The sequence below is a fragment of the Klebsiella sp. R390 genome (assembly GCF_051131745.1).
Taxonomy (GTDB): Bacteria; Pseudomonadota; Gammaproteobacteria; order Enterobacterales; family Enterobacteriaceae; genus Klebsiella.
The window spans coordinates 2,980,080-2,998,861 of sequence record NZ_CP180445.1 but is presented as its reverse complement, the minus strand read 5'-3'; the positions used below and the strand labels follow the sequence as shown (position 1 = coordinate 2,998,861).

15 protein-coding genes are annotated in these 18,782 nt (G+C 58.3%); 9 read left to right on the top strand and 6 right to left on the bottom strand.

Going from position 1 to position 18,782, the window contains the following annotated elements; translation table 11 throughout:
• Nucleotides 1-86 precede the first annotated feature (86 nt).
• The 3 genes from rsmJ to ACMYSP_RS13855 form a co-directional block, all read right to left on the bottom strand.
• Nucleotides 87-836, bottom strand: coding sequence for a 16S rRNA (guanine(1516)-N(2))-methyltransferase RsmJ (rsmJ, locus tag ACMYSP_RS13865; protein WP_434582630.1), 750 nt, complete (start codon nt 834-836; stop codon nt 87-89).
• 139 nt (nt 837-975) lie between these two features.
• Nucleotides 976-3,018, bottom strand: coding sequence for an oligopeptidase A (gene prlC, locus ACMYSP_RS13860; protein ID WP_434582629.1), 2,043 nt, complete (start codon nt 3,016-3,018; stop codon nt 976-978).
• Between the two features lie 185 nt (nt 3,019-3,203).
• Complete coding sequence (locus ACMYSP_RS13855) at nt 3,204-4,475, bottom strand: acid phosphatase (protein ID WP_434582628.1); 1,272 nt, start codon at nt 4,473-4,475, stop codon at nt 3,204-3,206.
• 193 nt (nt 4,476-4,668) lie between these two features.
• Here ACMYSP_RS13855 and ACMYSP_RS13850 point away from each other — a divergent pair, with 193 nt between their 5' ends.
• Both ACMYSP_RS13850 and gorA read left to right on the top strand, forming a co-directional pair.
• The gene (locus ACMYSP_RS13850; RefSeq protein WP_434582627.1) at nt 4,669-5,511 is read left to right on the top strand and encodes a 23S rRNA (adenine(2030)-N(6))-methyltransferase RlmJ; all 843 of its coding nucleotides are present in this window, start codon (nt 4,669-4,671) and stop codon (nt 5,509-5,511) included.
• Nucleotides 5,512-5,609: 98 nt separating this feature from the next.
• A complete protein-coding gene (gene gorA / locus ACMYSP_RS13845; RefSeq protein WP_434582626.1) occupies nt 5,610-6,962 on the top strand; it encodes a glutathione-disulfide reductase in 1,353 nt (450 codons plus the stop codon).
• A 19-nt stretch (nt 6,963-6,981) separates the two neighbouring features.
• Here gorA and ACMYSP_RS13840 read toward each other — a convergent pair whose 3' ends face one another.
• A complete protein-coding gene (locus ACMYSP_RS13840) occupies nt 6,982-8,115 on the bottom strand; it encodes a serine hydrolase domain-containing protein (RefSeq protein WP_434582625.1) in 1,134 nt (377 codons plus the stop codon).
• A 199-nt stretch (nt 8,116-8,314) separates the two neighbouring features.
• Complete coding sequence (locus ACMYSP_RS13835) at nt 8,315-8,938, bottom strand: glutathione S-transferase family protein (protein ID WP_434582623.1); 624 nt, start codon at nt 8,936-8,938, stop codon at nt 8,315-8,317.
• 110 nt (nt 8,939-9,048) lie between these two features.
• Here ACMYSP_RS13835 and ACMYSP_RS13830 point away from each other — a divergent pair, with 110 nt between their 5' ends.
• The 3 genes from ACMYSP_RS13830 to ACMYSP_RS13820 all read left to right on the top strand — a co-directional run bounded on the left by ACMYSP_RS13830 (nt 9,049) and on the right by ACMYSP_RS13820 (nt 12,713).
• Complete coding sequence (locus ACMYSP_RS13830; protein ID WP_434582622.1) at nt 9,049-10,197, top strand: iron-containing alcohol dehydrogenase; 1,149 nt, start codon at nt 9,049-9,051, stop codon at nt 10,195-10,197.
• 259 nt (nt 10,198-10,456) lie between these two features.
• A complete protein-coding gene (locus tag ACMYSP_RS13825) occupies nt 10,457-12,109 on the top strand; it encodes an alpha,alpha-trehalase (RefSeq protein ID WP_434582621.1) in 1,653 nt (550 codons plus the stop codon).
• Between the two features lie 67 nt (nt 12,110-12,176).
• The gene (locus tag ACMYSP_RS13820; protein WP_434582620.1) at nt 12,177-12,713 is read left to right on the top strand and encodes a GNAT family N-acetyltransferase; all 537 of its coding nucleotides are present in this window, start codon (nt 12,177-12,179) and stop codon (nt 12,711-12,713) included.
• Between the two features lie 61 nt (nt 12,714-12,774).
• Here ACMYSP_RS13820 and ACMYSP_RS13815 read toward each other — a convergent pair whose 3' ends face one another.
• Nucleotides 12,775-13,533: an SDR family NAD(P)-dependent oxidoreductase gene (locus ACMYSP_RS13815; RefSeq protein ID WP_434582619.1), complete on the bottom strand. Its 759-nt coding sequence runs from the start codon at nt 13,531-13,533 to the stop codon at nt 12,775-12,777.
• A gap of 119 nt (nt 13,534-13,652) precedes the next feature.
• Here ACMYSP_RS13815 and ACMYSP_RS13810 point away from each other — a divergent pair, with 119 nt between their 5' ends.
• The 4 genes from ACMYSP_RS13810 (at nt 13,653) to ACMYSP_RS13795 (ending at nt 18,699) form a co-directional block, all read left to right on the top strand.
• Nucleotides 13,653-14,552, top strand: coding sequence for a LysR family transcriptional regulator (locus tag ACMYSP_RS13810; RefSeq protein WP_434582618.1), 900 nt, complete (start codon nt 13,653-13,655; stop codon nt 14,550-14,552).
• Between the two features lie 321 nt (nt 14,553-14,873).
• Complete coding sequence (yhjD, locus tag ACMYSP_RS13805) at nt 14,874-15,905, top strand: inner membrane protein YhjD (RefSeq protein ID WP_434582617.1); 1,032 nt, start codon at nt 14,874-14,876, stop codon at nt 15,903-15,905.
• A gap of 270 nt (nt 15,906-16,175) precedes the next feature.
• Nucleotides 16,176-17,498: an MFS transporter gene (locus tag ACMYSP_RS13800; RefSeq protein WP_434582616.1), complete on the top strand. Its 1,323-nt coding sequence runs from the start codon at nt 16,176-16,178 to the stop codon at nt 17,496-17,498.
• Between the two features lie 271 nt (nt 17,499-17,769).
• On the top strand, nt 17,770-18,699 hold the full coding sequence (locus ACMYSP_RS13795) for a sugar kinase (RefSeq protein WP_434582615.1): 930 nt from the start codon (nt 17,770-17,772) through the stop codon (nt 18,697-18,699).
• Nucleotides 18,700-18,782: the final 83 nt, after the last annotated feature.

Here is an 18,782-nt window from a genome sequence, read left to right as displayed (position 1 = left end):
CGCAGCGCCACCGGGGAGTTTCCCGCAGGCGGTGCTACGCCCCGTCCGGGCGACAACATACTAAACCGCACGGACCCGTGGCCCGGTCACGCCGTTCCAGCGTAGATATCGAAACGGTGGCCTTTGGTGACCACCGCGTTCGGCGTGGCGACCTCGGCCAGCGGCGGTGCGTAATCCGGGCGTTTCACCACCACCCGCTTGGTCGCCAGCAGTCGTGCCGGCGCCAGCAGCCCGTCGGCGTCCAGGTCCGGCCCCACCAGCGACTGAAACACGCGCATCTCTTTCTTCACCAGCGCACTTTTCTGCTTGTGCGGGAACATCGGGTCCAGATAGACCACCTGCGGACGCGGCGTAATATCCGTCAGCGCCGTCAGGCTGGAAGCATGAATCAACTGCAAACGCTCGCGTAACCACGGGCCGATTTCCGGGTCGGCATAGCCGCGTGTCAGCCCGTCATCGAGCAGGGCCGCCACCACCGGATTGCGCTCCAGCATCCGCACCCGGCAGCCGACTGCCGCCAGCACGAAGGCATCTCGCCCCAGCCCCGCAGTCGCATCCACCACCTCTGGCAGGTAGTCGCCTTTCACGCCAACGGCCTTCGCCACCGCTTCACCGCGACCGCCGCCAAATTTACGCCGGTGGGCCATGGCCCCGCCGACAAAATCAACGAAGATCCCGCTGAGCTTCGGCTCATCGCGTTTGCGCAGTTCCAGATGCTCCGGAGTCATCACCAGCGCCATCGGGTTGCCATCATCCTGTTCCAGCCCCCAGCGGGCTGCAAGAACAGATAAGGCGCCGTCTCCGGCGCCTGTTTCATCTACTAAGCAGATTTTCACGTCCACTTTACCCTAAGTAATTCAAGTTGCATCGAGACAACAAAGGAATGAATCCCTGGGAACGTACAGCACGTACGCGACCAGGGTGAGTGAGTGTCGTTGCCGAAGAGGCAGCTTTACTTTAAGAAGGACGGGGAAATTAGCCCTTGATCCCGTAATGATCGAGCATGGCGTCCAGCTGCGGCTCGCGCCCACGGAAGCGTTTGAACAGCACCATTGGCTCTTCGGAGCCGCCGCGGCTCAGGATGTTATCGAGGAACGACTGACCGGTTTCGCGGTTGAAAACCCCCTCTTCTTCAAAGCGAGAGAAGGCGTCTGCCGCCAGTACGTCGGCCCACAGATAGCTGTAGTAACCTGCCGCATAACCACCGGCAAAGATATGGCTGAAGGCGTGCGGGAAGCGGCCCCATGACGGTCCCGGCACCACGGCCACCTGCTTTTTGATTTCCGCGAGGGTCTCGAGAATTTTCGCCCCTTGCTCCGGCTGGTATTCCGCATGCAGACGGAAGTCGAACAGGCCGAACTCCAGCTGACGCAGGATGAACAGCGCCGCCTGGTAGTTTTTCGCGGCCAGCATTTTGTCCAGCAGCGCCTGCGGCAGCGGCTCACCGGTTTCATAGTGGCCGGAGATAAACGCCAACGCTTCCGGCTCCCAGCACCAGTTTTCCATAAACTGGCTCGGCAGTTCGACCGCATCCCACGGCACCCCGCTGATGCCGGAGACCCCGGCGGTATCAATGCGGGTCAGCATATGGTGCAGACCGTGACCGAACTCGTGGAACAGGGTGATCACTTCGTCGTGGGTAAACAGCGCCGGCTTGCCGTTCACCGGGCGGTTGAAGTTACAGGTCAGATAGGCAACCGGTTTTTGCAGCGAACCGTCGAGTTTACGCATCTGGCCAACGCAGTCATCCATCCACGCCCCGCCGCGCTTGTGTTCACGCGCGTACAGGTCGAGATAGAAGCTACCGCGCAGCTCGTTGCTCTCGTCATACAGTTCGAAGAAACGAACCTCAGGGTGCCATACGTCAATGTCCGTGCGCTCTTTGGCAGTGATCCCGTAAATGCGCTTAACCACTTCGAACAGGCCATTAACGGCTTTGTTTTCCGGGAAGTACGGACGCAGTTGCTCATCGCTGATGCTGTAGAGATGCTGCTTCTGTTTTTCGCTGTAGTAAGCAATATCCCACGGCTGCAGCTCGTCAACGCCATATTCGGCTTTGGCGAAGGCACGCAGCTGGGCCAGCTCTTTCTCGCCCTGCGGACGTGCGCGTTTTGCCAGGTCGGTCAGGAAGTCGAGCACCTGCTGCGGGTTTTCGGCCATTTTGGTCGACAGCGATTTAAAGGCGTAGCTTTCAAAGCCCAGCAGCTGGGCCAGTTCGTGGCGCAGCGCGAGGATTTCCGCCATCACAGGGCTGTTATCCCATTTACCGGCATTCGGGCCCTGGTCTGACGCACGGGTAGAATAAGCCCGGTACAGCTCTTCGCGCAGTGACTGGTTGTCGCAGTAGGTCATCACCGGCAGATAGCTCGGGATATCCAGGGTCAGCAGATAGCCTTCCTGCTCTTTCGCCTGGGCCTGGGCCTGAGCCGCCGCTAGCGCGCTTTCCGGCATCCCGGCCAGCTCGGCTTCGTCGGTCACCAGCTTGCTCCAGCCCATGGTGGCGTCGAGGACGTTGTTACTGTACTGGTTGCCAAGCTCAGACAGACGCGCAGCAATCTCGCCGTAACGTTGCTGTTGCTCTTTGGCAAGACCAATACCGGACAGTTCGAAATCACGCAGCGCGTTATCGACCGCTTTCTTCTGGGCAGTATTCAGGGTGGCGTAATGGTCGCCATCACGCAGATCGCGGTAGGCTTTGTACAGGCCTTCGTGCTGGCCGACCCAGGTGCTGTATTCCGACAGCAGCGGCAGGGTTTGCTCGTAGGCTTCACGCAGTTCAGGGCTGTTTTTCACCGAGTTCAGGTGGCTGACCGGGGAGAAGATACGTCCCAGTACGTCGTCCACTTCAGCCAGCGGCTGGCAGAGGGTTTCCCAGCTGTACGGCGCGCCTTGCGCCACCACGCTTTCTACCGATGCCCGGCAGTCGTCCAGCGCTTTGCTGACCGCAGGGACCACATGTTCCGGCTTGATCGCAGAAAAAGGCGGCAAAGAAAAAGGCGTCAGTAATGGATTGGTCATAAGCGCAGTCCTGTTGAAAAGGGTAAATGAAGCGCGCGTTCCGGCGCTTTAGCATGAGATCTAGAATGGGGGATAGTTGGGTGAATTTCAATGTCGTGCAATGCTCAGCGCCGGGTATTGCTGTAATAAGCCCGGCCGTTGAGCAAATTCCCGGCTGGCGCGATGCTTCGCCGGGCTGTGTGAGATCAATGCGCTTTCTGCGCCATCTGATACGCCGCCGGTAGATTCAGGCGTTGCCAGAACTGCTGGTCGGCGGTCTCGCCCGACAGCGGGTAGCCCGCCGGAAGCGCGGTTTTCACCATCAGCGCCCGACGCTGTGCCCCTGAAAGATGCGGCAGCGCAGTCTCCAGCAGCACCTCCGCCCCTTCAGGCACTGCCAGCCCTGGCTTTTCGCCCTTCTGCTGCGCCAGGTTATAGGTCATGGTGAACAGGTAAAAGGCGTTCATGGCCGGGTCGCGATAGGGATCGTCTTTCCCGGCGGATTTGGCGCACTCGGCAAGCGACGTGCCGCACTCTTTTTCCAGCGCCGCGCGCAGCTGATCGCGCGCCTCATTGAATAGCGCGTGATACTTCGCGTCGTTGAGGTAGTGTGCGACGTTACGTTGCGCCACCATCCGCGACCCCATCACATCCAGCGGGTAGTGTACGCCAAGCACAATGCGGGAGTAGCCGTAGCGCGCACCGCGCGTCACCAGGGCATCAAAGCGCTCGGGGATCATCTCGGCCATCAGCAGGGCATCGGTATAGCCGGTGTTGGTATGTCCGCTGGGGAACGAGCCACCGTCGGCGGTATAGGGCTGGTTATCCTTGACCACCACGTCGTCCGGCACCAGATGAATAGTATTGCCCTGAATCAGGAACGGGCGCGGATTGTTAAAATGCTTTTTCGCCGCCCCGGTGCTGACTTCACTGGCCTTAATCAACGCCGCCGCTTTGCCCAGCTCGCCTTTATCGTAGGCGGTGAGGAAGGCTTTCCCCAGCCGCGGGCCCAGCGCATCGCTGAGGAAGTAGAGATAGCTAATCCCTTCCGCGTCCGCCAGCGCCTGATGACGGGCCGACTGAGTGGCATCGCGGTTAATGGCGGTGACGGTAGCAAGGTTATCTTTCACCACCGAATCAGGGAGTTTGCTGAACGCCGAGAGCAGCTCAATCCCCGCCTGCTGGTTCGCTTTAGCCTGAAAATCGTAGCCGCTGGCCTTCAGCCAGGCCTTGTCTGCCTGAGTTTTACTCTGTTTCGCGTGCTCCAGTTGGTCGCGGGTGAGCGTGGCGGCATCCCCTTTCAGCGCCGCGCGTAGCCGGGTCAACGTCTGACTTTCGAGGTCGTCAAAGGCCGGGCTGGCAGCCGCGGGGGTGACGCTGCTGGCGATCGCCGCCGCCTGGTTCAACGGAATCTCTTTTGCCAGTGCCGGTAGTGCCAGGATCAGTGCTGATGTCAAAAGTGTGATTTGCAGTTTCATTATTTTTCCTTTTATTCAAACAATTACCTTGCCTGCAGGCGACGCTAGCGCGGATTTTTGACACTTTTATGACCCATTCACGTTTTGCAACCCTTTCATCACGATTGAAACAGCGTGGCGCCGCAGCGGTAATCTGGGCGGATCTGCGGTAAACTATCGGTTATCTTGTTCAATTCCCGGAATCTCTGCATCCATGCTCAGTTATCGCCACAGCTTTCACGCAGGCAACCACGCCGACGTCCTTAAACACACCGTTCAGAGTCTGATCATTGAATCACTGAAAGAGAAAGAAAAACCGTTTCTCTATCTGGACACCCACGCTGGCGCGGGTCGCTATCAGCTGAGCGGCGAGCACGCCGAACGCACCGGTGAATACCTCGAAGGGATCGCGCGTATCTGGCAGCAGGACGATCTGCCGGCCGAAATGGAAGCCTATATTTCCGTGGTCCAGCATTTCAACCGCAGCGGTCAACTGCGCTACTACCCGGGCTCTCCGCTGATTGCCCGCCAGCTGCTGCGCGAGCACGACAGCCTGCAGATGACCGAACTGCACCCGAGCGACTTCCCACTGCTGCGTTCTGAATTCCAGAAAGATGCCCGCGCGCGAGTGGAAAAAGCTGATGGCTATCAGCAGCTGAAGGCGAAGCTCCCGCCGGTATCGCGTCGTGGTCTGGTGCTTATCGACCCGCCATACGAAATTAAAAGCGATTACCAGGCCGTGGTGGCCGGGATCCATGAAGGCTATAAACGCTTTGCCACCGGCACCTACGCGCTGTGGTATCCGGTGGTCCTGCGTGCACAAATTAAACGCATGATCAAAGAGCTGGAAGCCACCGGGATTCGCAAAATCATGCAAATTGAACTCGCCGTGCGCCCGGATAGCGACCAGCGCGGCATGACCGCTTCCGGGATGATCGTTATCAACCCGCCGTGGAAGCTGGAACAGCAGATGAACAACGTGCTGCCGTGGCTGCATAAGAAGCTGTCGCCGACGGGAAATGGCCATGCCACCGTCAGCTGGATCGTCCCTGAGTAATCGCAACCATCGGTGGAACCTTTTACGCCTCGCGCTACAATCGCGGTCAATCAACGATTAAGGGCCTGCTCGGACAGGCTCTTCTAAGGATATACGCTATGAGCAAACATTATGACTACATCGCTATCGGCGGCGGCAGCGGCGGTATCGCCTCCATTAACCGTGCGGCAATGTATGGCCAAAAGTGCGCGCTGATTGAAGCTAAAGATCTGGGCGGCACCTGCGTGAACGTCGGCTGTGTACCGAAGAAAGTGATGTGGCATGCGGCGCAGATTCGCGAAGCGATTCATCTGTACGGTCCGGATTACGGTTTCGACGCCACCATCAATCACTTCGACTGGGATAAGCTGGTCGCCAGCCGCAGCGCGTATATCGATCGTATTCATACTTCCTACGACAACGTGCTGGGCAAAAACAAGGTCGATGTGATCAAAGGCTTTGCCCGGTTTGTCGACGCGCATACCGTGGAAGTGAACGGCGAGACCATCACCGCCGATCATATCCTGATTGCTACCGGTGGCCGTCCGAGCCATCCGTCGATTCCGGGCGCTGAGTATGGCATCGACTCCGACGGTTTCTTCGAGCTGCCGGCACTGCCGAAGCGCGTTGCTGTGGTCGGCGCGGGCTACATCGCCGTTGAGCTGGCGGGCGTAATCAATGGTCTGGGTGCCGAAACCCACCTGTTCGTACGTAAACACGCGCCGCTGCGCAGCTTCGATCCGCTGATCGTCGACACGCTGGTTGAAGTCATGAACGCCGAAGGGCCGCAGCTGCACACGGCTTCAATCCCGAAAGCGGTAGTGAAAAACGCGGACGGCAGCCTGACGCTGACGCTGGAAGATGGCCGTAGCCAGACCGTCGATTGCCTGATCTGGGCCATCGGTCGTGAACCGGCGAACGACAATATCAACCTGGCAGCCGCTGGCGTAAAAACCAACGACAAAGGCTATATCGCGGTAGATAAATTCCAGAATACCAACGTGGCAGGTATCTACGCCGTGGGCGATAACACCGGTGCGGTCGAGCTGACGCCGGTGGCGGTAGCCGCGGGTCGTCGCCTGTCCGAACGTCTGTTCAACAACAAACCGGACGAGCATCTGGACTACAGCAATATCCCAACCGTAGTCTTCAGCCACCCGCCGATCGGCACCGTCGGTTTAACCGAACCGCAGGCGCGCGAGCAGTATGGCGATGACGCCGTGAAGGTCTATAAATCCTCCTTCACCGCCATGTACACCGCCGTGACTTCACACCGCCAGCCGTGCCGCATGAAGCTGGTTTGCGTCGGCCCGGAAGAGAAGATTGTCGGCATTCACGGCATCGGTTTCGGCATGGATGAAATGCTGCAAGGCTTCGCGGTAGCGCTGAAAATGGGCGCAACCAAGAAGGACTTCGACAACACCGTGGCGATTCACCCGACCGCAGCGGAAGAGTTCGTCACCATGCGTTAATCCTCCCGGCCCCGTGTTCTCACGGGGCTTTTTTTATGGTCGTCGGCGGCACCTGATACGCCGGGGTCGGCGCCTGGTTTTGCAGGATCGCGTGGCCGATGTAGTTACTCCAGTTAAAGCTGTTTTGCAGCACTACCACCGCATTCTGATGCGCTTTATCGAAACCGATATAGCTGGCATAGCCACCGATATACCCCACCTGATAGGTAATTTTCTGCTCGCCAAGGGTATCGGTCACCCAGGCGATATTGGCCGCCTCTTTCTCCCGCGGATAGTACACGGCGCTGACGTCGGCGAAAGCGTTATCCAACGCAGCGTGATGGGTCGGTGAAAAATGGGCGCGGGCGTATTCAATCAGGTCGCGGGCGTTGCTGTACAGGCTCGCTGCCCCCACCATGTTGTTGCTGAATTGCCAGTCCGGGGTCAGCGCGCCGCGAGATTTAAACTTCGGCTGGTCGCCCGCATGGCCAAGCGCCCGCTGCGGATAGCCGCGCAGCGTCTGCGGCGCATAGCTGGTATTGCGCATTGCCAGCGGCTGAAAAATCATCCGCGACGCCAGGGTTTCCACCGACTCTCCGGTCTGATAGTTGAGGATGTAGCCGAGGATCGCGTAGCCCAGATTGGAGTATTCGGGTTCACGGGTCGCAGGAGCGTTAAAGGTGCGCAGATAGCTCAGCACCTTGTTGCTATCCAGTTCATGGTAGAAGTTTTCGCCGTCGCTCAGGTAGGCCAGCAGATGTTCCAGCGATAGCAGGTTCATTGGCTGACGCGGCAGGCCGGAAGTGTGGGTCACCAGCTGTAACAGGGTGATTTTTTTAGCGTCATTGCTCAGCGGCGTTCCCGGAGGCAGCAACGTGAGCAGCGTATCATCCCAGTGCAGCCGCCCCTCGTTCACCAGCAAGGTTATCACTTCGGCGGTGGTCCCTTTGCTCAGGGAGCCCAGCGCAAACAGCGTGTCCGGGGTAATTGGGTTCTGGCTTTTGCTGTCGGTTACCCCATAGCAGTGAAATTCTGCCGGGCCATTGTGATGGATAATTGCCACCACCACGCCGCTGACCTGCTTTTGCTGCATATAGCGGGTGACGAAGGCATCGACGGGCATCGGTTGTCCGTTTTGCGCAACCAGGGTGGTCGCATCAGAAGGAACGCTCATTTGCGAGAGCGTTCCGGAGCATCCTACAAGCAGCAGTGACGCCAATAACACAGGGCTCAGCTGCCTGTTCAAACCACACCTTCCTGCCGTACTGAAACCAATGGGGAGAAGCCAAGAGGCCTGGATCGTAACGGCTGTCAACGCTCATTGCAAAGCGAACAGGCTGAAAATATCGCCGTTTTTATCCAATTATGGATAATCACGCCGTACCATTATTGCCATGACGCATAAATGCCGGACGTTGGTTCAGCGCCATATACCAGTGCTCCACTGCCGGCATCTCCGGATGGGCAAACGGGGTCATTTTCCAGCGATGCACCGACAGGCCAAGCACAATATCCGCGAGCGTAAAATGCGCCCCCGTGACCCAGCCACCGGTATGCTGAAGCTGAGACTCAACGATCTGTACGCAGCGGGTCCACGCCGCAATGCTCTCTTTGAGCGCCGCCGGATCCTGAAAACGCGGGTCTTTGCGCACCAGGCCCATAAACGCGTAGCGCCAGGCATTGTTGAACTCGGTGGCCTGCCAGTCCATCCAGCGTTCAACATCCGCTGCCTGGCGTGGCGCCACGGGCAGCAGATCTTCCCGCCCGGCTTTGCGTGCCAGATAGCGGCAGATACTGTTGGACTCCCACAGTACAACGTCGTCATCGAGCAGCACCGGCACCAGACCGTTGGGGTTGAGGGCGAGAAACGCCGCCGTGTCGGTCGGCTGGAAGCCGCTGCCGTAATCCTCCTGCTGATACTCCAGCCCTGCTTCCTCGCAGGTCCATAACACTTTACGCACGTTAATTGAGGTGCGTTTGCCCAGTATGCTTAGCATTGTGAATTCCTTTAGCTATGAGACGTCTCTTTCACCCTACACTAACAGGCAGCTTGAAGTATTTCGGGTATAGTTGATTTCAGCCTTTTTTGCTGACACAGGAACCCGCCATGCTGACTCCGTTTAACGTTTTAACGCCGGGCAATATCCGTTTTGGTCGCGGTCTTGCCGGGAGCGCCGCCCCCTGGCTGGCGCAGCATACCGCACAGGTCCTCCTGATCCACGGCGCCAGCCCGCAGCGGGCGCAGTTTTTACTCGACGCCCTCCATGCCCACGCAATCCACGTTGTGACCCTGTCCGTCACCCGAGAACCATGCCTGGAAGATATCGAACAGGGAGTACGTCTGGCGCGTGAACAGGGCATCGGCGCGGTGGTTAGCCTCGGCGGCGGCGCGGTAATCGACGCGGGGAAAGCCATTGCCGCGCTGGTGCCAGCATCCGGGCCGGTGATTGATTATCTGGAAGTGGTGGGCAACGGGCGGCAATTAGAAGCGCAGCCGCTGCCGTTTGTTGCGATCCCAACCACCGCCGGCACCGGCGCGGAAGTGACGAAGAATGCGGTGATTAACGTCACGCAGCAGCAGCGCAAAGTCAGCCTGCGCGACGACCGTATGCTACCGGACCTGGCGATTGTCGACCCGGCGCTCACCGATAACGCCCCGCGCGCGGTGACGCTCGGCTCCGGCCTTGACGCCATTACCCAGCTCATCGAACCCTGGCTGTGTACCCGGGCGAATCCCTTTACCGATGCGCTGTGCCGGGCGGCCATTCCGCGGGGGATCGGGGCGCTCAATACGCTGATGACAAAAGAGTGTCCGGACAGCCGCGATGAGATGGCCTGGGTCAGCCTGTGCGGAGGCCTGGCGCTGGCCAATGCCGGGCTTGGCGTGATCCACGGGCTGGCTGGCCCTTTGGGTGGCCTGAGTCCTGCCTCACACGGTGCGCTCTGCGGCAGCCTGCTGCCTTACGGGCTTGCGCTCAATGAGTCGCAGATTAACGATCCGGTCATACTCGGGCGCTTTGCCGAGGTCCGGCAGTGGCTGGCCGACGGCTTGAACATCGAGGCGGAGACGGCCTGGGATAGCCTGCGCGACTGGAGCCGTCGCGCCGGGCTAGGGAATCTGCGCGATCTGGGAGTGCCGCACGAGGCCCTGGAACCCGCGGCGCTGGCCGCCAGCAGCTCTTCATCAATGAAAGCCAACCCAGCACGCCTCGATAGCGAACAGCTGCTGGAGATGCTGGAGGCGGCCTGGGACTGATTTCCCCATTCCATTCGCCATAATTAGATTTTGTTGCAAAAACGATGGCGCCGCAGCCGGATGCTTACGGTGGCGCCATTGCGAATATTTTATCTTTAAAATCAGTAAACTATAAAATCATCGTTGCCTTCTCGCGCTGATAACTGTGACGCGACGCACAGTTTTTCTCCCGAACACCGAAGCGAATGACTACGCTTATTAATCAGGCCGGGAGAGGCCCGGCGTCCTGAACTGACGCGATCCGGAGGTCCGTATCACTATGTCCAGCCAGACATTACGCAACGATAATGGCAACGCGCTACCGATCGAAGACGAACTGCGCTACGGCGTCGATCCGTATGAGTTAAAACTGGATGAAATGTTCGATGCTGAACCGGAGCCGGAGATCATCGAAGGCTTTCCGGCCTCGGATGCCCTGACGCCCGCCGACCGTTATCTGGAGCTGTTTACCCACGTTCAGCGCTCGCGCATCTTTGCCGACAGCAAAACCTTCCCCGACTGCGCGCCCAGGCAGGATCCGCTGGATATTTTGATCGCCTATCGTCGGCAAAAGCAGGTGCCGGGGTTCGATCTGCGACAGTTCGTCGAAGATCACTTCTGGCTGCCGGATCATCGGGCGGAAGATTACATCTCCGATCCAGATCGATCGCTGAAAGAGCATATCGATCACCTTTGGCCGTTCCTCACCCGCGAGCCGCAGGACCATATTCCCTGGTCGTCGCTGCTGGCGCTGCCGCAGTCCTATATCGTGCCCGGCGGGCGTTTTAGCGAAACCTACTACTGGGACTCCTATTTCACCATGCTGGGGCTGGCGGAAAGCGGCCGCGAGGACCTGCTGAAATGCATGGCGGATAACTTTGCCTGGATGATCGAGACCTACGGGCATATCCCCAACGGCAACCGCACCTATTATCTCAGCCGCTCGCAGCCGCCGGTCTTTGCCCTGATGGTGGAGCTGTTTGAGGAAGATGGCGTGCGCGGCGCGCGGCGTTATCTCGATCATCTGAAGCTGGAGTACCAGTTCTGGATGGACGGCGCCGAATCATTAATCCCCAACCAGGCCTATCGCCATGTGGTGCGTATGCCGGACGGCTCGCTGCTGAACCGCTACTGGGACGACCGGGATACGCCGCGCGATGAATCCTGGCGAGAAGATGTCGAAACCGCAAGGCACTCCGGACGCCCGGCCAATGAGGTCTATCGCGATCTGCGCGCCGGTGCCGCTTCCGGTTGGGACTATTCCAGCCGCTGGCTACGCGAAATGACCCGGCTGGCGAGCATCCGCACCACCCAGTTCATCCCTATCGATTTGAACGCGTTCTTGTTCAAACTGGAAAACACCATCGCCAATCTTAGCGGACTCAATGGCGACCGGGAGGCGGAAGCCGCTTTCCGCCACAAGGCCAGCGAGCGTCGGGCCGCGGTAAACCGCTATCTGTGGGACGAGGAGAGCGGTTGCTTCCGCGACTACGACTGGCGACGTGAGCAGCTGGCGCTGTTTTCCGCCGCCAGCATCGTGGCGCTGTATGTCGGGATGGCCACCCACGAACAGGCGAACCGGTTGGCCGCGGCGGTCCGCGCCCGCCTGTTAACCCCCGGTGGGATTATGGCCACCGAGTACGACAGCGGTGAGCAGTGGGATAAGCCTAACGGCTGGGCGCCGTTGCAATGGATGGCGGTGCAGGGCTTTAAAATGTATGGCCAGGACGCGCTCGGCGACGAAATCGCCCACAACTGGCTGCGCACTGTGAACCATTTCTACAAGCAGCACCATAAGCTGATTGAGAAATACCATATTGCCAGCAGCGTTCCCCATGCCGGTGGCGGTGGCGAATATCCGTTGCAGGATGGCTTTGGCTGGACCAACGGCGTGGTGCGCCGGCTGATCGGGCTTTACGGCGAACCCTTATAACCAGGTGCTATTCGGCCCGCTCAGCTCCTGTTATCGTCATACAACAACTCCCCGCAGGAATCGTTGTATGACCGAACTGATTACGCCACGACTGCACTGCTCACCGCTGAAGCTGGAAGACTGGTCTTTTTTTCTCACGCTGCAGCGGGATCCGCAGGTGATGCTCTATATCGCCGATACGCGCCCGCTGTCAGAAATCCGGGAGGCCTTTGATTCACGCATTCCACCGTGGTCACCAGGCGCAAAGCAGTGGTTATGTCTGGTCGTGCGCAATCTGGAAACCGGCGTACCCTTGGGCCTGACCGGTTACCGGCACCTGGAGGGCGATTGCGCGGAAGTCGGGTTTTTATTTACCCCCACGGCGCAGGGTCGCGGTTATGGCTATGAATCCCTGCGTGCCCTCAGTGATTTCGCCTTTCACACCGGCGGTATACGGCGCCTGACCGCCACCGTCACCGTCGGAAACATTGCCTCACGCAACCTGCTCCAGAAGATGGGCTTCCTGCAGGAAGGCGAGCTGCGCGAATGCTACTGGCTGAACGGCCGCTGGCACAATGACTGGCTGTTTGGCCTGCTGCGCCGCGATTACCATCCGCCGGAATGAACGGCGGCTCCACGCCGCCGCCAGCCCAGCTCCGGGCGCCTCTCAGCCACACTGGCCGTGATTACAGGAACATCCCGCCGGAAACCTCCACGCGCTGGGCGTTCATCCATCCCAGGTCGTCACTCAACAGCGCGGCAATAGCATCACCAATATCGTCCGGTAAACCGACCCGTCCGAGGGCGGTCTGCGCCGCAATATGCTGATTAAGCTGCGCATTATCACGTACCGCACCGCCGCCAAAATCGGTCTCTATCGCGCCAGGGGCAATAATGTTCACCGAAATACCGCGCGCCCCAAGCTCCTTCGCCTGATAGCGGGTCAGCACCTCCATCGCCCCTTTCATCGCGGCATAGGCGGAATAACCCGGTAGGGCAAAACGGGCCAGCCCGCTTGAGACATTGAGAATGCGTCCCTTATCCGCGATCAGCGGCAGCAGGCGCTGGGTCAGGAAGAACGGGCCTTTAAACTGGATATTCATCAGCTCATCAAACTGCGCTTCGCTGGTCTCGGCAAAGGGGACGTTTAACCCTATACCGGCGTTGTTCAATAAATAATCAAAGGTGTCACGCTGCCACTGTTGCTTCAGCACATCCGCCACATTTTGCGCAAAGCTTTCGAAGCTCGCCGTATCACCGACGTTTAGCGCTAATGCCGCCGCTTTTACCCCTTTTTGTTCAATTTCCTGCACCACTTCCAGCGCAGCCTGCTGGTTACTGTGGTATGTGAGAATAATGTCGGTTCCCTTCGCCGCCAGCTTCAGCGCTGCATTTTTTCCCAGTCCACGGCTGCCACCGGTCACTAAAGCAATACGTTGTGTCATCAGAAAACCCCTTCTCAGTTACGTTTGTCTGGTTACAGAGCTTATTACCTGCAAATAAATCAATAAATACGCTAAATTACGTTTTACTGTTTCAATTACGACAACAATAGAGTATCGGCATGGATAAAATTCACGCAATGCAGCTGTTCATTCGGGTGGCAGAACTGGAGAGTTTTTCTCGCGCCGCCGATACCCTGGGCCTGCCGAAAGGCAGTGTCTCGCGCCAGATTCAGGCGCTGGAAAACCACCTTGGCGTCCGCCTGCTGCACCGCACCACGCGCCGGGTACAGCTCACACAGGATGGCATGGTCTACTACGAGCGCGCCAAAGACCTGCTGAGCAATCTCGACGAGCTGGACGGCATGTTTCAGCACGATCCCTCCAGCATCAGCGGCCGCCTGCGGGTAGATATGCCGGTCGGGGTGGCCAAAAAGCTGATTATCCCGCGCCTGCCGGCGTTTTTGCAGCAGTACCCGGGGATTGAGCTGGAGCTCAGCAGCAGCGACCGGCTGGTGGACGTGATTCGCGAAGGTTTTGATTGCGTGGTGCGCGTCGGTACCCTGAAAGATTCCGGCCTGGTCGCCCGCCCGTTGGGCAAGCTGACACAAATTAACTGCGCCAGCCCGCAATACTTATCGCGCTTCGGTTACCCGACCACGCTCGAGGATCTGGCCGATCATGCCCTGATCCACTATGCGAGTACCCCCGGCGCGCGGCCGATGGGGTTTGAAGTGGTGGGTGACGGCGTGGTCCGCTGGGTGAAAACCGGCGGGGTGCTCACCGTCAACAGCACCGAAACTTATCAGGCCGCCTGTCTGGCAGGCCTGGGGATTATTCAGGTTCCGCGCACCGGCGTGCGTGAGACGTTACGCACCGGCGAGCTGATTGAAATTCTGCCGCAGTATCGCGCAGAGCCCTTGCAGGTGTCGCTGATCTACCCTCACCGCCGCAACCTTTCCCGGCGGGTGCACCTGTTTATGGAGTGGCTGGGGGGCGTCATGAAAGAGTACGTCGATTAAGCGCCACAGCGCTTTATGCTGTGGTCTGACGGTGCCGGATTGGGTGCAAGGCAAGCCCCTCGCAGGTTTTACGTATATATACCCGTCATACTTCAAGTTGCCTGGGTGTTGGCTGTAACCGTTATTCGGCTCATCCATGAGCCTCACCCTTATCAGGGCCGCTGCTTGCAGCGTTCAAATCTGTTCCAGACAGATTTGTCACCCCAGTCACTTACTTGAGTAAGCTCTTGGGGATTTACGGTCTTGCCGCCTACAAGCAACTCGAATTATTTAGGGTATAATTTTGTAGAACCTCGTTGTAAAAAAAGGAAGAAATAACGAATGACACCGGAAAACGACAGTAAACGCCCACCCCAGGAGCCGGGCCAGTCGCCAGAAAAAAGCAAAAGTAAGCTGGCCGCCATCAACGATTCCGCCGTGGCACAGAAGGCCAATCAGGCGTTGAAGAGCGTGACCGGGACCGCCGGGAAGGTGCAGCGCAACCCGATTATTGCGCACCTGCTGCGTGCCGCCGAACGCTTCAATGACCGCATGGGCAACCAGTTCGGTGCGGCCATCACCTACTTCTCGTTCTTGTCGATGATCCCCATTCTGATGGTCTCCTTCGCCGCTGCCGGTTTTGTTCTGGCCTGGCACCCAACGCTGCTGCAGGATATTTTCGATAAAATTCTGCTCAACGTCAGCGATCCCACCCTGGCGGCAACCCTGAAAAACACCATTAATACCGCCGTGCAGCAGCGTACCGCCGTCGGACTGGTCGGTCTGCTGGTGGCGCTGTACTCCGGGATCAACTGGATGGGTAACCTGCGTGAGGCCATTCGCGCCCAGTCGCGCGACGTGTGGGAGCGCACGCCGCAGGACCAGGAAAAAATTTGGGTGAAATACTTCCGTGATTTTATCTCGCTGATTGGCCTGCTGGTGGCGCTGGTCGTCACGCTGTCGATCACCTCCGTGGCCGGTTCAGCGCAGCAGATGATTATCTCGGCGCTGTATCTCGATTATATCGAGTGGTTAAAACCAGCCTGGCGGCTGATCGGCCTCGCCATTTCTATCTTCGCTAACTATCTGCTGTTTTTCTGGATCTTCTGGCGTCTGCCGCGCCACCGCCCACGGCGTAAAGCGCTGATTCGCGGCACCCTGATTGCGGCCATCGGCTTTGAGATCATCAAGATGATCATGACCTGGACGCTGCCTGCCCTCGTGAAATCGCCGTCCGGCGCGGCATTTGGTTCGGTGCTGGGACTGATGGCCTTCTTCTATTTCTTCGCCCGCCTGACGTTGTTCTGTGCGGCCTGGATTGCCACCGCCGAGTACAAAGATGACCGGCGGATGCCGGGAAAAACTCACGATTAGCGATACCATCGGACTGAGTAAAGACGCAAAATTCAGTCCGATTCATCATTTCAGCAGATAAATCCAACGTGTAACTTTTATTTAACTTAAAACTGGTTTTATCTGCTATTTTTTTATTTGTGTTAAGTGTTTCATAGAAGTTATTTTTCTGGCGTAAAAATTATCCGCTTTTTGCCTGTTTTTTAGCCTCCGGCAGGCTCTGTTACAGATTGAAATGTCCCTTTTGCTGTGGCTATATGACCTTTCGTCCGCAAAAAATAAGAAAGATTTATGCAAGCCACAGCCACCACACTCGACAACTCGCAGGAAACCGCACCGGTTAACTCGCGCAACAAGGTCGTCGTCGCGTCACTCATCGGTACCGCCATTGAGTTCTTCGACTTTTATATCTATGCCACCGCCGCGGTGATCGTATTCCCGCATATTTTCTTCCCGCAGGGCGATCCTGCTGCCGCGACGCTCCAGTCGCTGGCGACATTCGCCATTGCCTTCGTCGCTCGTCCGATTGGTTCCGCGCTGTTCGGCCACTTCGGCGATCGCGTCGGGCGTAAAGTCACGCTGGTAGCCTCTCTGCTGACCATGGGGATTTCCACGGTCATTATCGGCCTGCTGCCTGGCTACGAGAGCATTGGCATTCTGGCACCGATGCTGCTGGCGCTGGCGCGTTTTGGTCAGGGTCTGGGCCTCGGCGGTGAGTGGGGAGGCGCTGCGCTACTGGCGACCGAAAACGCCCCGCCGCGTAAACGTGCGCTGTACGGCTCTTTCCCACAGCTGGGCGCGCCTATCGGCTTCTTCTTTGCCAACGGTACCTTCCTGCTGCTCTCCTGGCTGCTGACCGACCAGCAGTTTATGGAATGGGGCTGGCGCGTGCCGTTCATCTTCTCCGCCGTGTTGGTCATTATTGGGCTGTATGTCCGTGTTTCGCTGCATGAAACGCCGGTCTTCGCCAAAATCGCCGCGGCGAAGAAACAGGTCAAAATCCCGCTGGGTACCCTGCTGACCAAGCATGTGCGCGTGACCGTGCTGGGCACCTTCATCATGCTGGCTACCTACACCCTGTTCTATATCATGACCGTCTATTCCATGACGTTTAGCACCGGCGCGGCGCCGGTCGGCCTTGGCCTGCCGCGTAATGAAGTGCTGTGGATGTTGATGATGGCGGTGATTGGTTTCGGCGTGATGGTGCCGGTTGCCGGCCTGCTGGCTGATGCGTTTGGGCGTCGTAAGAGCATGATCGTCATTACCTCGATGATTATCCTCTTCGCGCTGTTCGCCTTTAAACCGCTGCTGGGTTCCGGCGAACCGATTCTCGTCTTTGCCTTCCTGCTGTTGGGCTTAAGCCTGATGGGGCTGACGTTTGGCCCGATGGGCGCCCTGCTGCCGGAGCTGTTCCCGACCGAAGTCCGCTACACCGGTGCCTCGTTCTCCTATAACGTGTCGTCGATTCTCGGCGCCTCCGTTGCACCGTACATTGCGGCCTGGTTGCAGGGTCACTATGGTCTGACGGCGGTAGGCATCTACCTCGCGGCGATGGCCGGACTGACGCTGATCGCACTGCTGTTAACCCACGAAACGCGCCACCAGTCACTGTAATCCCCTGCTGCCCGGCGCATGTCGTCGGGCAGCACATTCTCACTCCAGCTCACGTCTTCCCCCGTTGCTCCCCACCATGGCGGCTTTTACCTGCATCTCCCGTCGATGAACAACCCTGTCAGGATCGCCATATTGCACTGACAAATGCGTTTTTCGTCACATTACGCGCGTCAGGTCAAAAAAATAATGGAACATTGTTTTAATATAATTGACCATAAAAACGGCACAGCGCACACTAGCGTTAAATTCGATTCCATCTCAGGTCATGACTATGTCTAAAAAAATTGCCGTCATTGGCGAATGTATGATTGAGCTGTCAGAGAAACACGCGGCGGTAAACCGCGGATTTGGCGGCGATACCTTAAACACTTCCGTCTATATTGCGCGTCAGACCGATGCCAGCGATCTCGCCGTACACTACGTGACCGCGTTAGGTACGGATGCATTCAGCCAACAGATGCTTGACGCCTGGCAGCAGGAGAACGTGCAGACTGACCTGATTCAGCGCATGGCTGACCGCCTGCCGGGGCTGTACTACATCGAAACCGACGATACCGGCGAGCGTACCTTTTACTACTGGCGCAACGAAGCCGCCGCGAAATTCTGGCTGGAGAGTGAGCACTCCGCCGCCATCTGCGAAGAGCTGGCAACCTTTGATTACCTCTATCTCAGCGGGATCAGCCTGGCGATCCTCAGCCCGACCAGCCGTGAGAAACTGCTGACCCTGCTGTGCGAATGCCGCGCTAACGGTGGCAAGGTCATTTTTGACAATAACTACCGTCCGCGTCTGTGGGCCAGCAAGGAAGAGACACAGCAGGTCTACCAGCAAATGCTGACCTGCACCGATATCGCCTTCCTGACGCTGGATGATGAAGATGCGTTGTGGGGTGAAAAGCCGGTTGATGAAGTGATTGCCCGGACGCAGGCCGCAGGCGTGAGCGAAGTCGTGGTAAAACGCGGGGCGGATTCCTGCCTGGTGGCCGTTGCGGGTCAACCGCTGCTGGACGTACCGGCCGTGAAGCTGCCAAAAGAGCAGGTGGTGGATACCACGGCGGCCGGGGATTCCTTCAGCGCCGGTTATCTGGCGGTACGCCTGACCGGTGGCGATGCCGAGTCAGCTGCCAGACGTGGGCACCTGACCGCCAGCACGGTGATTCAGTATCGTGGGGCGATTATCCCACGTGAAGCGATGCCGCTGTAACTCACGGACGCGCATGGTGCGATTCGGGGATACTCCCCGGTCGCGCTGGGTTAGCCAGGGCTACCTGTGATGTTGCATATGTG